The organism is Stenotrophomonas sp. 62841_Sma, from assembly GCF_056482945.1.
On sequence record NZ_CM151224.1, the window covers coordinates 2,836,787 to 2,851,606 of the forward strand.

The 14,820-nt window shown below is 67.0% G+C and carries 13 protein-coding genes and 1 pseudogene; 9 read left to right on the plus strand and 5 right to left on the minus strand.

The window, feature by feature from the left end; all coding sequences use genetic code 11:
- Positions 1-70 precede the first annotated feature (70 nt).
- The 9 genes from ACZK5G_RS13135 (at position 71) to ACZK5G_RS13175 (ending at position 7,957) form a co-directional block, all read left to right on the plus strand.
- The gene (locus tag ACZK5G_RS13135; RefSeq protein WP_423175170.1) at positions 71-844 is read left to right on the plus strand and encodes a YggS family pyridoxal phosphate-dependent enzyme; all 774 of its coding nucleotides are present in this window, start codon (positions 71-73) and stop codon (positions 842-844) included.
- Positions 841-1,542 carry a glutamine amidotransferase gene (locus ACZK5G_RS13140; protein WP_121503550.1) on the plus strand — a complete coding sequence of 234 codons (702 nt, stop codon included), beginning with the start codon at positions 841-843 and terminating at the stop codon, positions 1,540-1,542. The genes ACZK5G_RS13135 and ACZK5G_RS13140 overlap by 4 nt, the downstream gene beginning before the upstream one ends.
- Positions 1,539-1,763 (plus strand): hypothetical protein, encoded by a 225-nt coding sequence (locus ACZK5G_RS13145; RefSeq protein ID WP_149908558.1) that lies wholly within the window; start codon positions 1,539-1,541, stop codon positions 1,761-1,763. Before ACZK5G_RS13140 ends, ACZK5G_RS13145 begins: the two co-directional genes overlap by 4 nt.
- A gap of 98 nt (positions 1,764-1,861) precedes the next feature.
- Positions 1,862-2,368, plus strand: a complete 507-nt coding sequence (locus ACZK5G_RS13150) for a hypothetical protein (protein WP_478463669.1) — start codon at positions 1,862-1,864, stop codon at positions 2,366-2,368.
- A 127-nt stretch (positions 2,369-2,495) separates the two neighbouring features.
- Complete coding sequence (locus tag ACZK5G_RS13155) at positions 2,496-3,005, plus strand: RNA polymerase sigma factor (protein WP_032129371.1); 510 nt, start codon at positions 2,496-2,498, stop codon at positions 3,003-3,005.
- Positions 3,002-3,928, plus strand: coding sequence for a FecR family protein (locus ACZK5G_RS13160; protein WP_032129372.1), 927 nt, complete (start codon positions 3,002-3,004; stop codon positions 3,926-3,928). Before ACZK5G_RS13155 ends, ACZK5G_RS13160 begins: the two co-directional genes overlap by 4 nt.
- A gap of 64 nt (positions 3,929-3,992) precedes the next feature.
- Positions 3,993-6,464, plus strand: a complete 2,472-nt coding sequence (locus tag ACZK5G_RS13165) for a TonB-dependent receptor (protein ID WP_478463671.1) — start codon at positions 3,993-3,995, stop codon at positions 6,462-6,464.
- Positions 6,451-7,251, plus strand: coding sequence for a ChaN family lipoprotein (locus ACZK5G_RS13170; protein ID WP_478463672.1), 801 nt, complete (start codon positions 6,451-6,453; stop codon positions 7,249-7,251). Before ACZK5G_RS13165 ends, ACZK5G_RS13170 begins: the two co-directional genes overlap by 14 nt.
- Positions 7,244-7,957 (plus strand): energy transducer TonB family protein, encoded by a 714-nt coding sequence (locus tag ACZK5G_RS13175; protein WP_049398426.1) that lies wholly within the window; start codon positions 7,244-7,246, stop codon positions 7,955-7,957. The genes ACZK5G_RS13170 and ACZK5G_RS13175 overlap by 8 nt, the downstream gene beginning before the upstream one ends.
- Here the strand turns inward: ACZK5G_RS13175 and ACZK5G_RS13180 are convergent.
- The 5 genes and pseudogenes from ACZK5G_RS13180 to ACZK5G_RS13200 all read right to left on the minus strand — a co-directional run bounded on the left by ACZK5G_RS13180 (position 7,954) and on the right by ACZK5G_RS13200 (position 14,671).
- Positions 7,954-8,388 (minus strand): RidA family protein, encoded by a 435-nt coding sequence (locus ACZK5G_RS13180; protein ID WP_423175162.1) that lies wholly within the window; start codon positions 8,386-8,388, stop codon positions 7,954-7,956. The two genes, ACZK5G_RS13175 and ACZK5G_RS13180, sit on opposite strands and share 4 nt — an antisense overlap.
- 180 nt (positions 8,389-8,568) lie before the next feature.
- Positions 8,569-9,471 (minus strand): annotated as a pseudogene (locus tag ACZK5G_RS13185) (cation diffusion facilitator family transporter).
- Positions 9,472-9,499: 28 nt separating this feature from the next.
- A complete protein-coding gene (locus tag ACZK5G_RS13190; protein WP_006373744.1) occupies positions 9,500-11,788 on the minus strand; it encodes an Orn/Lys/Arg family decarboxylase in 2,289 nt (762 codons plus the stop codon).
- Positions 11,789-11,808: 20 nt separating this feature from the next.
- Positions 11,809-13,161 carry an arginine/agmatine antiporter gene (gene adiC, locus ACZK5G_RS13195; protein WP_006461445.1) on the minus strand — a complete coding sequence of 451 codons (1,353 nt, stop codon included), beginning with the start codon at positions 13,159-13,161 and terminating at the stop codon, positions 11,809-11,811.
- A 76-nt stretch (positions 13,162-13,237) separates the two neighbouring features.
- Positions 13,238-14,671, minus strand: a complete 1,434-nt coding sequence (locus tag ACZK5G_RS13200) for a DcaP family trimeric outer membrane transporter (protein ID WP_478463673.1) — start codon at positions 14,669-14,671, stop codon at positions 13,238-13,240.
- Between the last annotated feature and the right edge of the window lie 149 nt (positions 14,672-14,820).

Genomic DNA, 14,820 nt, shown 5'->3' on the forward strand with positions numbered 1-14,820 from the left:
CTATGCCAAAATATATCTTGTCCTGTGCCAGTGTATCCCACCCTGGCCATCCTGCATTGGAGGTGCCCGCATGCCCCTTGCCGCTGCCGACTGGCCCGTCGCCCAGTCCGTTGAACAGATCGCCGCCAACCTGGTCACGGTGCGCCAACGCATCGCCGATGCCTGTGCGCGCGTCGGCCGGGACCCGGCCAGCGTGCGCCTGCTGCCGGTCAGCAAGACCGTCGATGACGCCCGCATCCGCATGGCGGTGGCCGCCGGTTGCCACGAACTGGGCGAGAACAAGGTGCAGGAGGCGCAGCGCAAAGCCGAAACGATGGCCGACCTGGGCGTGCACTGGTCGGTGATCGGCCATCTGCAGACCAACAAGGCGCGCTACGTAGCGCGCTTTGCCAGCGAGTTCCAGGCGCTGGACAGCCTGCGCGTGGCCGAGGCCCTGCAGCAGCGCCTGCAACTGGAAGACCGCACGCTGGATGTGTTCGTGCAGGTCAACACCTCGGCCGAGCCGAGCAAGTACGGACTGGAACCCGACGCGGTCGAGGCCTTCGTGCAGCAGCTGCCGGCCTTCGATCGCCTGCGTGTGCGCGGCCTGATGACCCTGGCCATCTTCACCCCCGACGTCGAGCGCGTGCGCGCCTGCTTCGTGCGCCTGCGCGAACTGCGCGACCAGCTGCAACGCACCGCCCCGCCCGGCCTTGACCTGTCGCAACTGTCGATGGGCATGTCCGGTGATTTCGAAGTGGCCATCGAGGAAGGTGCCACCGTGGTCCGCGTCGGCCAGGCCATCTTCGGCGCCCGCGCCACCCCGGACAGCTTCTACTGGCCGAACAGCGGAGCCCCGGCATGAAGCACGCGGTTGTCCTGCAACACGTTGCCTTTGAAGACCTCGGCACCCTGCAGCCTCTGCTGTTGGCACAAGGCTGGCAGCTGCAGGTGCTGCAGGCCGGCGTCGATGCGCTCGATCCGGCCGAAGTGACCGACCTGCTGGTGGTGCTGGGCGGCCCGATCAGTGCCAATGACACAGCGACCTACCCCTTCGTCACCGACAGCATCGCCCTGCTGCAGCGCCGGCTGCAGCAGCAGCGGCCAACCCTGGGCATCTGCCTGGGTGCACAGCTGATGGCCCGTGCACTCGGTGCCAGTGTCGCTCCCAGTGGCGGCAAGGAGATCGGCTTTGCGCCACTGCTGCTGACCGATGAAGGCCAGCGTTCACCGCTGCAGGCCCTGCAGGGCATTCCGGTACTGCATTGGCATGGTGAGGCGTTCGAGCTTCCGGCCGGTGCACGCCGCCTGGCCAGCACGCCGGCCTGCCGTCACCAGGCATTCGCCATCGGCAACCACGCACTGGCCCTGCAATGCCATCCGGAACTGGACGCCCGCCAGTTCGAGCGTTGGCTGGTCGGCCACACGCTGGAGCTGGCCCAGGCCGGCATCGATCCCAACGACCTGCGCGCGCAGGCGCGTCGCTATGGCGCACCACTGGCCGCGGCCGCCACCGCGATGTTCGACCATTGGCTGCAGGACCTGCCGGAGACACCGCGATGAACTATCGATTGCAGATCCACCGCGATGGCGCCTGTTGGGGCCACTTCGACTGCAGCGGCCCTGATGCCCTGCAGCGCATGGACGCCATCGCCGCACAACTGCCTGCGGATCAGGGCTTCCAGCTGAAACGGCAGAAAGGTGTTGGCGAAGAGCGCATCCTGTCCAGCAATGCCGACGGCCTGCGCGTACTGGCTTCGCAGATCCAGTACCGCGATCTCTGACGATCGTCACGGTAGTGCCGGCCGCTGGCCGGCATTCGAATCTACCGGCCAGCGGCCGGCACTACCCCGGCTGTTCGGCCGCGTGCGAAGCTTCACCGATGCTGACCCTGCAACGCGGCAACCACCACGGACTGCTCATCGCCCCGCGCTGGCCCTCCACCCGCATCCAACTGGAAGAAGAGGTACTGCAACGCCTGCTCGACGCGCAGGCAATGCTGCCTGTGGGGCTGCGGCTACTGCTCACCCGTGGCTTCGAACCCAGCCACAGCCGTCTCGGTGGCTTCCGCCGCCTGGTGCGTGGGCTCGGCATCACCCTCTTCCGTGCCTGTTATCCGCAGCGCCGGGATGAAGTCGACGCCATCTTCGGCGCCAACGGCCACGACATCGATGGCCGTCATGTCGATGTCTCACTGGTACTGCACGGCAAGCGGCTGCGGCTGCTGCCCCTGGGCGTGTTCACCCCGCCGCGCTGGCAGCACCGCCGCATCGCCCGGTATGCCGAGCCGGTCGCACGAGCGAAGCGCAGCCTGCAGCACTGCGGCTTCGAGCTGCATCACAACCCCACCGAAGCGCTGCAGATCCACTGCGATTACCCCCCACGATGACCCCCGCGGCTGGCTGCGCATCGTCCGCCGCCCGCCTCGTTGATGCAAATGATTCTCTTTTGCTGTAAGGTGCAGCCGCTGCCCTTGCCGCCGCGGGCTGTTCCCTTTCCCAGTTGTCGCCCGCCCCGTGTCCACGCCTGTCGAACCGACGGATGTCGCGCAGCTGTGCGCGGCCCATTACCGGCCGCTGCACGCCCATGTCCGCCGCAAACTCCCGCAACGCAGCGACGCCGATGACGTCGTCCAGGAAACCTGGCTGCGTGTCGTCAAGGTCGCCGCCAGTGGCCTGCTGAGCAATGGCCGCGCGTACCTGTACCGTGTTGCCCACAACCTGATTGCCGACCATTACCGGCAACGCCAGCGCCGTCGCGAAGAAGCGCTGGATGACACGCAGTTGCATGCCATCGCCGATCCTGCGCCGCTGCCCGAGCAGCGACTGCTCGACGCCGAACAGCTGCGCCACCTCGACGCGATCATCGCCGCGCTGCCACCGCGCTCGCGCCAGGTGTTCCTGCTGGCGCGGGTTGAACAGTTGGCGCTGGCCGAGATCGGGCGCCAGCTCGGCATCAGCCGGCAGACCGCGCATGGCCATCTGCTGCGCGCACTGGTCGCCCTGCAGCAGGTGCCCGGCGCATGAGCCTGGACGCGATCGCGCGCGAAGCTGCACGCTGGTGGCTGGACGGGCACGACGGTGGCCGCGACGAGAACGCGTTCGAGCAGTGGTACCAGGCCGACCCCCGCCATGCTGCGCAGTACCAGCATCTGCAACACCTGTGGCAGGCCGGTGCGACGCTGCCCAGCCTGCAGCGGCAACAGCAGCGCAGGCAACGCCGTCGCCTGCGCGAAGCCGGCATTGCGGTTCTGTTGCTGTGCGCGCTGGGTCTCTACAGCCGCCATGTGTCGCCGCCCGTAGCGCAGGTCCTGCGAACGGCCGCTGGCGAGATCCGCGAGGAGACCCTTCGGGATGGCTCGCATGTCCTGCTGTCACCCGGCAGCGAAGTGAAGGTGCGCATCGATGGGCAGCGCCGCCAGCTCCAGCTGCAGCGCGGCCAGGCCTGGTTCCAGGTCGCCGCCGATGCCGACCGGCCCTTCCAGGTGCATACCCCACAGGGCACCGTCACTGCACTGGGGACCGCATTCGATCTTGCCGTGCAGGGCAACAGCAGCGTGGTCACCGTTACCGAGCATCGCGTGCGCGTGGACAGCGGCAACGTCAGCATGCTGGCTGACCACGGCGAACAGCTGCGCTTCGATGGGCAGGCAACAGCCCATGCAACAACGACCGCCCCCGGAGCATTGGCCTGGCGCGAGCGGCGCCTGCATTGGGTCTCGGCCCCACTGGCCGACGTCACGCAGGGCCTGGACCGCTGGCATGGCGGGCACACGTGGGTCGTCGGCGAGCAGCTGCGCCAGCAGCCGGTCACCCTGCTTGGCAGTGCCGACGGTGCGGCCGGCAACCGCGACCAGTTGGCCACTCAGTTGCAGGTGCGCGTGCTGCGCCTCGGCGCGGGCATACAGGTGTGGCTGCCGCCACGCAGGGAACAGCGTGATGGACCCTGACATCCGGCCTGCGGCTGCGTCTACCCAGGATGACGACGCTCTGCGTCAGCCCCTGGAGCCCCCGATGCTGTGCCCCCGCCCCCTTGTCCTCGCCCTGTCGCTGGCCTGTACCAGTGCCCTTCCGCTGCTGCCCGGGAGTGCCCACGCACAGACCGCTACCCGTACCTACAATCTGCCCGCACAACCGCTGGCGGCCGCGCTGGACGCCTACAGCCGGCTGACCGGCGTCGATCTGGTGATCGGCGCGGCGCTGCCCGCTGGCCATTCGGCGCCTGCGCTGCGCGGTGACTTCGACGATGCGCAGGCCCTGTCGCGCCTGTTGGCAGGCAGCGGCCTGCGCCCGCGCTTCGTCGATGCGCGTCGTGCCGCCCTGGAGCCGGCACCGGCTGAACGCGCCGATGGCAGCCGTCGCACTGGCCCGCTGCGGGTGCAGGGTACTACCGCACACGGTCAGGCACCGGGTGCCGGCGCCAGTCAATATGTACCGGCCACCCGCGATGGCTTTGCGCCCTCGGTGGGCAGCGAGCGCGTGGCGATGGCCGAACGCCAGGAAGGCAACAGCCTGCTGCGCTCGATGCCCGGCACCCACAGCTTCCATTCGCGCAGCCAGCCGGGCCTGCAGGTCAACATCCGCGGCATGACCGGTGCCGGCCGGGTCAACACCATGATCGACGGTGTCACCCAGACCTTCCGCAACAACGCCGGCCATGGATCGGGTGGCCCGTTCGCCTACGTCGATCCGTTCCTGCTGGCCGGCGTGGACGTGCAGCGCGGTGCGGTCGCCGGTGGTGATGGCGCCGGCACGCTGGCCGGCAGTGCCAACTTCCGCACGCTGGACATCGACGATCTGCTCGGCGAGGGGCGCGACTGGGGCCTGCGTGCGGGCTACCGCCACGGCAACAACGGCTACGGCAGTGGCCGTACCTTCGCCGGTGCCTGGCGCCACAGCGAAGAGGGTGGCGACCGCCAGTTCGGCCTGCTGGCCGCCGCCAGCAGCAGCCGCAGCAGCGAATACGCGACCGCACGCGGGCAGAAGAACAACGCCGACCCGGGCAGCCAGCAACCCAGCAGCTGGCTGTTGAAGGCGCGCCTGCAGCCCAGCGACCAGCATCGGCTGGACCTGAGCCACATGCGTTACGAAAACGACTTCTACCACAACTATCCGTGGCAGATTTCCGCGCGCAACCAGCGCGCCAGTTACCACTACACACCCTATTCGCCGTGGATCGACCTGCGTGCGACCTTCGCCAGCAACAAGACCCGGCTGTTCTACCCGCCGGTGGAGGACTCCAGCTACATCGGCCGCCGCACCCACAGCAGCCTTAGCAGCTGGACCGTGGACAACACCAGCCGCTTCGACATCGGTGCACTGCAGGCGCGCTGGAACACCGGCATCAAGCACCAATCGGACATCTATGTGGCCGATACGCCCATCCTGCGCGGTGCCAACCCGCAGGGTCGCAGCCAGCTGGACAGTGCGTTCAGCACGCTGGAGCTGCAGTACGACATCTATGCCCTGACCGCAGGACTGCGCCAGGACCGCTTCGGCATCCGTGGTCACATCCCGGTGTGCTCGGATGTGCCCGGCCAGTGCGCGGAGATCAATGGCGGCGACATCGACGTGCGTCGCACAGAGCGCGCACTCAGCCCGAGCCTGGCGGTTTCACTGCAGGCCACCGACTGGCTGCAGCTGTTCGCCGAGGTCTCGCGCACGTCGCGGCCGCCGCGCGTGCAGGAAATGTTCTTCGAGAAGATCCCGCTGGAGGACGCCAGCGTCGCCGACGGCATCGGCGCCAATCCGTTCCTGCGCCGCGAGCGCTCGCGCAACCTGCAGTTCGGCGCCAACCTCAGCACCGACTCGCTGCTGGTCGACGGTGACCTGGCACAACTGCGGGTCACCCGCTTCGACAACCGCATCCGCGACTACATCAAGCCGCAGTACCTGCTGATCGTGCATCCGCCGGAAGTGGAACCGTTCGTGGTGCCGATCGACAGCGATCCGCAGCTCAATGCCTGGACCGATGTGCTGGACGCCGACGACTTCAGCGCCACCACGCGCTGGATGAACCACCCCGGCGTGGTGCGCATGCGCGGCATCGAACTGGAAGCCCATTACGCCAGCGAGCACTACCACGCCACGCTGAGCTGGACCCGCTCGCGCACCAGCGCGCCGGCCATCGAGTTCGTCAACCTGGAAGACATCACCGCCCTGCCCGACCGCTACTGGACGCTGGACGTCGGCGGCCGCTGGTGGCAGCAGCGCGTGCAGGCCGGCCTGCGCGCCGAGTACTCCGGCCCGACCGAGGAAGGCTACGACTTCTTCCAGACCCGCAAGACCGGCGGCACCGGCGTGCTGCTGGACTTCTACGCCAGCTTCAAGCCGCAGGCCAACACCACGCTGTGGCTGAACATCGAAAACCTGCAGAACAAGGCCTATGACAACAATGCCTCGATCGACAGCATCTTCAGCCCGATCCTGGACCGCGGCAACGGCCGTGGCCGTACCGTCTCGATGGGCGTCAATGTGGCGTTCTAGCCGTCGCTGGCTGCCGCTGTGCCTGCTCGCGCTCGCGTCAATGGCCAGCGCGCAGCCGATGCCCGGCAAGGTGCTGGACCTCGCCAGCGGCCAGACCCTGGACGAAGCTGCGTTCGTGAAGCGCGCAGCGAACGCCCCGCGACTGCTGCTGGGCGAACGCCACGACCTGGCCGGTGACCACGCTGCCCAGCGCTGGCTGCTGCACGCGCTGCAGCAGCAGCGTCCACAAGGCGCGCTGGTGCTGGAGATGATTGCCAGCGAACGCCAGCCGCGCCTGCAGCGGGTGCAGCGCTGGCTGGCCAAGGGCAACCATGCCGACGGTGCACGCCTGCAGGAGCTGCTGGGCTGGGATACACGATGGCCGTGGACCGCCTACGGCGGGCTGGTGCAGGACGCCACCGCTGCCGGCATCCCCTTGTTCGGCGGCAATCTCGCGCGCGTCGAGGTCAACGCCCACCTGGCGTCCGCTGATGCAGTGCGGTTCCCGGTGCCCGCCGCCCGCCAACGCCTGTCGGATGTGGTTCTGGCCCAGCACGCAGACGCGGCACCGATGCTGGAAGGGATGCTGGCCGTGCAACAGGCCCGCGACACGCGCATGGCACAGGTGCTGACCGCAGCCCCCGCACCCGCGCTGCTGGTAGCCGGTCGCTGGCATGTGCTGCGCGGCACCGGGGTGCCGGGCTACCTGCCACCGGATACGCCTGCGCTGGTGATCGCATTGGCCTCGCCGGGTGAAACCGTCGGTGCTGCTGATGCCGATCTGCTGTGGGTGCTGGGCGATGAGTGAGCGCGGCCAACACTGGCAGGCGATCGTGATCACCGTCGTCCTGCACCTGCTGCCCCTGCTGCTGTTGGTGCACTGGGTTGCAATGCCGCCGATGCTGCCACCGCCGGAGCAGGACGTGCGCATCAGCCTGCGCCTGCTGGCACCGGCCACGCCGCCACAGCCCGTAGAGGAGCGCCAGGCCGATACCCCCAGCCAGGCGCAGCAGGCGCGTGCATCGCAACCGACAAAGTCGCCGCCACCACCGAAGCCCACCGCCGCGCGCGAGGGCGAGTTGGCCGCCAGCGAAACGGGCGGGACGGGTCGAAAGCCGCTGCCGGTCGCCCCGCCTGCGGCCGCGACCGATGCAAGTCCCGCACCGGCATCGATCACGGCCGCGCCGCCCGCTCCAGACGCGCCACCGGCGGACTTCCAGGCCGGCGCCGCCAGCGACCAGTGGGAAGCCCGCCTGATGGCGCGGCTGGAGCGTTACCGCTATTACCCTGCCGCCGCGCGCTCGCGCCGGCAGCAGGGCACTGCCTGGGTCAGGGCCAGCATCGACCGCGAAGGTCGCCTGCTGGCGCTGCGGCTGGAGCAGTCCAGTGGCCAGCCGATGCTCGATGACGCTGCGCTGCAGACCTTCCGGCGCGCGCAGCCGCTGCCGCCCATTCCCGATGAACTGAAGGCACCGCAGGAACTGGTGGTGCCGGTGGAGTACTACCTGCGCTAGGCAGCGTAGGCCTCCGCCTCGATCTCGAACAGCATGCCGTCCAACGCCAGTCGCGGCACCGGGATCAGCGTGCAGGTGGGCGCCGCGCGGTTCGGCCAGCGCCGTCGCACCTGGTGGGCAATGATGCCCAGCCGGTCCTCATCGTGGTCGACCACCAGGATGCGCAGCCGCGCCACATCGGCCAGGGTTGCCTGCGCCGATCGCAGCGCGGTCTGCAGGTTGTCCAGCGCCTGCCCGACCTGTTCTTCGAAGCTGGGCGAGAGGCGGCCCTGGGCATCTTCGCCACCCTGCCCTGCGACATGGATCACCCGTGCCGGCAGGCGCACCACCGCCACGTGTGAGTAGCCGTTGGCCGAAGGATCGTAGAGGCCCGGTGGATTGAACAGTTCCAGCAGGCCATGGCTGAGGTCCGGTGTGGTCAGCAGGTTCATGCCGCGCGCCTCGTGGGGGATGCCGGCAGTCTGTGACCTCAACTCCGGTTGAGGTCAAACGGATCCGGTGCAACAGACCGGTCTGCCACGCGCAACGATCACGCGTTCCCGTGGACTCGAGCCTGCTCGACTTCCGCCGACCAGAAGCAGTCGAGCAAGCTCGACTCTACAGAAGCGTGGTCACGTCCACGCTGGGTCTGCGGTGAAATCAATGGTCAACCAGAATGTGCTGCCCCGCGCATCCAGCCGCACCGCAATCTCGTCACGCATCGCATCGACCTCGCCCACTGAACCCAGCGGCGTGGCCGGGTCGGCCAGCACGTGGATCTCGATGAAGCGCATCCGCCCCATCTTCGCTACATGGCTGGTGAAACCGGCATAGCCACGCTCGGCGACGAACGCCTGCATCACCCGCTGCACGCGCCGGTCCAGATCATCCGGTGCCACCTGCAGCACTTCGCGCATGGCCTTCCAGGCACCCCGCGCCGGCACCGGCAACACCGCCAGGCTGATCAACGCCAGCACGATCGAATCCAGGTACGGCACCCAGTGATGCCACTCACCACCGTGCAGGACCAGCGCCAACACAAAAGCCAGTACCACTGCCAGGCTCATCAACCCGCCCAGCAGCCAGCCGCGCACATCCAGCCACAACAGCGCGGAGCGCAGATGCCGCGCCCGCTGCGCGACGAAGGCCGCCATCGCCAGGTTGCTGGCACTCAGCAACGCCGCCCACCACAGCGCGGGCCCGAACTTCACTTCGTGCCCGCCCGTGGTCAAACCGATCACGGCGTTGGCCAGCGCGTACACGCAGGCCAGCGACAGGATCACCCCGCCCAGCGCCTCGACCATCGGCTCCAGATGCCAGTAGCCGTACTGGAAGCGCGGGCTCTGTTACCGCGCCACCAGCCGCAGCACCGACAACGACACCAGGGTCAGGGCGACATCGACCAGGCTGTATACGCCGTCGAACAGGATGGCCTGCGATCCCACCAGCAGGCCACCGATGAAGCCGACCGCGCTGACCGCCAGGGTGACCCCGATCGAGAACTTCAGGATGCGTTGCTCGCGCGCAGTATCCATCGTTCGCCGAACGGCCGACCGTTGCCGGTCAGGCCTTCAGCACCTCCACCTTGTACGAAACCGCATCACCCTCCTGCTCGATGATGAGCCCGTGCACGTCCGACTCGAAGCCCGGGAAACGGGCGTTCTGCTCCCGGGCGATGCGCAGCGACTGGATGATCGGCTCGTCACTGTCACCGAAACGCTCACCCGGCATGATGGTCGGGATGCCCGGCGGGTACGGCACCAGCATGGTCGCCGCAATGCGGCCACTGATCTGCTCGATGTCGACCCGTTCGATCTCGCCCTTCACCAGGTGGTTGTAGGCATCGGCCGGGGTCATCACCGGCGTCGGCAGATCCACGTACATCTCGCGCATCACCTTGGCCACGGCGAATTCCTGGTTGAACGCATGCAGCGCATCGCACAGGTCACGCAGACCCCAACCGGCGTAGGCATTCGGATAGTCGGCAGCCAGCGTCGGCAGTGCCTGGCTCAGCGGCGCATTGCGGTCGTAGAGTTCCTTGAACGCCATCAGCTCGGTGACCAGGGTGCTCCACTTGCCCTTGGTGATGCCCATCGAGAACAGGAACAGCACCGAGTACAGGTTGGTCTTCTCCACGGTGATGCCGCGGCCCCACAGGAACTTGCTCAGCACCGCCGCCGGGATGCCCAGCTTGCCCATGCTGCCGTCCATCGCCAGGCCGGGGGTCAGCAGGGTCACCTTGATCGGGTCGATCAGCACATAGTCGTCGACCAGGTTCTCGAAGCCGTGCCAGTGCGCATCCGGCTGCAGGTACCACTCCTCGCGCTTGGCCACCAGCGGCGCTGGCGTGTCGCCCTTGTCCAGGCTGCGCTCGACCTGGGTCGGCTGCCACACGCTGAACCACCAGTCGTCGCGCCCAAGGTCATCGCGTACGTGCAGCATCGCGCGGCGGAAGGCAATGGCCTCGTCGTGCATTTCCTGTACCAGCGAACGGCCCGCATCGCCTTCCATCATCTTCGAGGCCACGTCACAGGCCGCGATCACCCCGTAGTGCGGGCTGGTCGAGGTGTGCATCATGAACGACTCATTGAAACGCTCGGCATCCAGGTTGCGTTGCGCCGAGTTGCGTACGTGGATCATCGACGCCTGCGAGAACGCCGCCAGCAGCTTGTGGGTGGAATGCGTGGTGAAGATGATCGCATCCTGCTCACGCGGCTTGCCCTTGGCCATGCCGTAATGGTTCTCGTAGAACGGATGGAACGCAGCATAGGCGTACCACGCTTCGTCGAAATGCAGGAAGTCGACCGCGCTGCCGATCTCGTCGGCGATCTTCTCGGCGTTGTAGCACAGGCCGTCGTAGGTCGAGTTGGTGACCACCGCAATGCGCGGCTTGGAGCCGGCCTTGTAGGCCTGGCTGGCCAGCGGGTTGGCAGCGATGCGCTGCTGCAGCGACTCCGGCGTGAACTGGTCCAGGCTGATCGGGCCGATGATGCCATGCGCGTTGCGGCTGGGGGTGAAGTACACCGGCACCGCACCGGTCATGATCAGCGCGTGCAGCAGCGACTTGTGGCAGTTGCGATCGACGAACACCACGTCACCGCGCGCCACCGTGCCATGCCAGACGATCTTGTTGGCGGTGGAGGTGCCATTGGTGACGAAGAACGTATGGTCGGCACCGAAGTTGCGCGCGGCTTCGTTCTCGGCGTCCTTGATCGGACCGGTGTGGTCGAGCAGCGAGCCCAGTTCCGGCACCGAGATCGACAGATCGCTGCGCAGCGTGTTCTCACCGTAGAATTGATGGAACGCGCGCCCGACCGGCGACTTGGTGAACGCCACGCCGCCGGCATGGCCGGGCGTGTGCCAGGAGTAATTCGACTCGGCCGCATGGTGGATCAGTGCCTTGAAGAACGGCGGCAGCAGGTTCTTCATGTAGTCTTCGGCCGCGCGCATCACCTGCCGCGAGATGAAGCTCTTGGTATCTTCAAACAGGAAGATGAAGCCGTGGATGTACTTGAGCAGCTTGCTCGGCACCTTCTCGATGGTGCGGCGCTCGCCGTACAGGAACACCGGCAGATTGGCGCGGCGTGCGCTCTGCTCGCGCAGGAAGGCGGTCAGGCGCTGGAACTCGCCATCCACCTCTTCACTGCCGTCGATCGAGATCAGCACCGCCGAGGCCGCCACGTAGGTGCGGGCACCGGCGCGCGCATCATCCAGGTTCAGGCCGCACAGCACGCGCTGGTCGTTGCTGCGCAGCTCCTCCACCAGGGCGCGGATCAGGATGCCGCCGATGCGCGGCGACTCGTAGTCGTTGTCGATGACAATGACCGGATAGTCCAGGGACTTGAAGTACACGTTGATTCTCCTTGTCTAACTCAGGAACGCTGGGCGCCGGCGCTGATGGCCGATGCCTCGCGGGCGCGCTGCCGCTGCTGGCGGCGCTCCTCGCTGAAGAAGGGATAGAACACGGTGATGAACAGCACGAACAGGAAGGCGTACTGCACGATGGTTCCCGACGAGCCGTAGATCGCCCACAGGCAGTACACGACGGTCAGGCTGGTCAGGGTCCAGAATGCACCGGTGTGGACCAGGGTGTGCGAACGCTCGACCACGAAGTAGCAGGCCACGCACGAGTAGATGTAGGGCAGCAGGGTCAGCACCACCGCCGCCGACGTGATCACGTCGAACTGGGCCGATGCGGTTTCCGAGGTGGAGGTGACCAGCACCGCCAGGGTCATCAGCACCGCCACGATCAGCACGCCCTTGACCGGCACGTCGTCCTTGTTGGTCTTGCTGAAGATGCTCGGGAACAGGCCATCATCGGAGGCCGCCTTGGCACTCTGTGCGGTCAGCAGGATCCAGCCGCCCAGCGAACCGGCAGCGCCGATGAAGGCACACAGGCTCACCAGCGCGCCGCCCCAGCCACCGACGGCTTTGGCGGCAGCCAGTGCGAACGGAGCATCGGAGGTCTGCAGCTCGCCATTGGGCACCATGCCCATGATCACCGACGAACTGGCGATGTAGGCGATGGCAGCCAGGAACACGCCCGCCAGGGTGGCGCGGGCCACGTTCTTTTCCGGATTCTCCACCACGCCGGCGGTGACCGAGGCGGATTCGACGCCGATGAAGGCCCACAGGGTCAGTGCCGCGGCACTGGAGATCGCGCCGAAGTTGGATTCACCGGACACGTTGTAGGCGCCCTTGAAGATGTCGGCATCGAAGAAGAACCAGCCGAAGATGGCGATACCCAGGATCGGCACCAGCGCGAAGCTGGTGGTGACCGTCTGCACACGACTGACGAAGGCCGGGCCGATCATGTTGGCGAAGCTCAGCGCCCACACCAGCACAAGCACCGCGATGCAGCGCACCAGCGGCTCGGACAGGATCGGGAAGAAGTAACTGAAGTAGCCCACCGCCGCGATAGGAATGGCGACGTTGCCGATCCAGTTGGCGAACCAGTAGATGGTATTGGTCTGGAAGCCCATGTACGGCCCGAACCAGTCACGCGCGTAGGCATAGGGGCCGCCCGCCTTGGGTGCCAGCTTGCCCAGCTTGGCGAATACGAAGGCCAGCAGCAGCGCACCGGCGGTGGTGATCAGCCAGCCCCAGATCGAGGCGGTGCCGATCTTGGCCAGACTGGACGGCAACAGGAACACGCCTGAGCCCATCATGTTGCCGGCGACGAGGAAGGTGGCTCCGACCACCCCGATTTTCTTTGCTTCTGCCATGACAATCTCCTGTACTGGCATGAGCCCGGTACAACCGGGCGTGGGGACGGTTACGCTGGCGTACGACCGCTGGCGCCTATTTGATGAAGTTGTATTGCAGACTGCCCTGCACCCGGACCGTGTCGCCGCGCGCGCCGCTCTGCTGTTCCAGGCGGCCGTACAGCAGCTCCATGCCCATCGTCCACGACGGTGCCGGGCTCCAGATCAGGTTGAACACGCCGTAGCGACTCTGCCGGAATGCGTCGGCCGCCAATGCAGCATTCCGCTCCAGGGTCAGCTGGCCGAAGATCAGGTTCGAACGCCACAGCTCGGACCAGTAATGGGTGTAGCCGACGAAACCGCCGTGCAGGTCCAGCGCGTCGAGACGGCCATCGGCACTGACCACCGCGTCCAGTCCGGAGCCGGTCAGGTCGGCGGTGTAGCGACTGAGACCGCGCCCGCCGAGGGCACCGAACAGCAGCAGGTCGCGCTCGCCTACCGAGGCCGAACCGCTGAGTTGCAGGCCACCGGCCATACGCCGGTCGCGCTCGCCATCGCCGTCATAGGCCAGGCTGCGTGCCACCGCGCCCAGCTGCAGGTGGCCCCAGTCGCGCTCCATGCGCGCGGTCACCGTCACGTCGGGCAGGCGGTTCACTGCGGCTCGCTCATCGCTGGCGCCGGCAAGTTCGGTCTTCGGATCTTCGGCGGCGACGGTCAGGGTGTTGCCCTTGCCCATCGCGAAACTGTGGTGGATGCCTGCCACCAGCAGGTAGCCGGCACCGCCGGGACCTTCGAAATCCAATGTGTCGGGCAGGCTGTCCGGATCCATGAAGCTGGAGTAGCCGTAACCGGCATAGGTATTGCCGAGCTGGCCATAGGCATGGCGCAGCCGGAATTCGTAGCCGTCACTACTGCCGAAGAAGTCGTTCTCTAGGTAGAAGCGCAGGTTGCCGTGCGTGGTCGGACGTCGCGCCTCGAAACTGAAGCGGGTCTGCTTGGCATGGATGTTGAAGTTCGAGACATCACGATGACTGCCACCGACCGGCATCGACGAGGGAATGAACTGATCCTCATCCCCCGCTGCACGCGAATCGGCGATGGCATCCAGCTTGGCGTAGCCGCCGATACGGATCACCGTGTCAGTACCCGGAATGGCGAAGAAGCCCTTCAGATCCGGATCGGTCGGGCCGGCCGCACTGTCCGGTCGCGACGCGGCGGTGGACGGATCGGCCACCGATTCGCGCTGCGGCAGCACCGGCTGTGCCACGCCCGGTACCTGGGTGGGGTGCAGCAGGTTGGCAGTGCTGGCAGGCGCGACCACGGCGGCGGGTGCCTGTGCTGTAGCAGGCGCAACGGTTGCGTCGCGCTGCTCAAGGCGGTCCAACCGCTGCTGCATGCCCTCCAGTGCCTGCCGCATGACCGCAATCTCACGACGCAGCGCCTGCGCGTCCTCCTTGTCATCCACCTGTGCATACGCCGGCGTGATCGCCAGTGCTGTCACACAGGCCAGGCTCAGTACCGCCACGCGCATTGCATCCTCCCTGGACGACCCCTGTTCGCAGCACGCAGACGGGACGCACGCATGCGCCACTCCGGCCTCGTGCTGCCGTTGCTGGAAATGCGGATACTGCGTCGACGACACCGGCCAGCCTGCGCATGGCAAGCAACAGGACGATGACA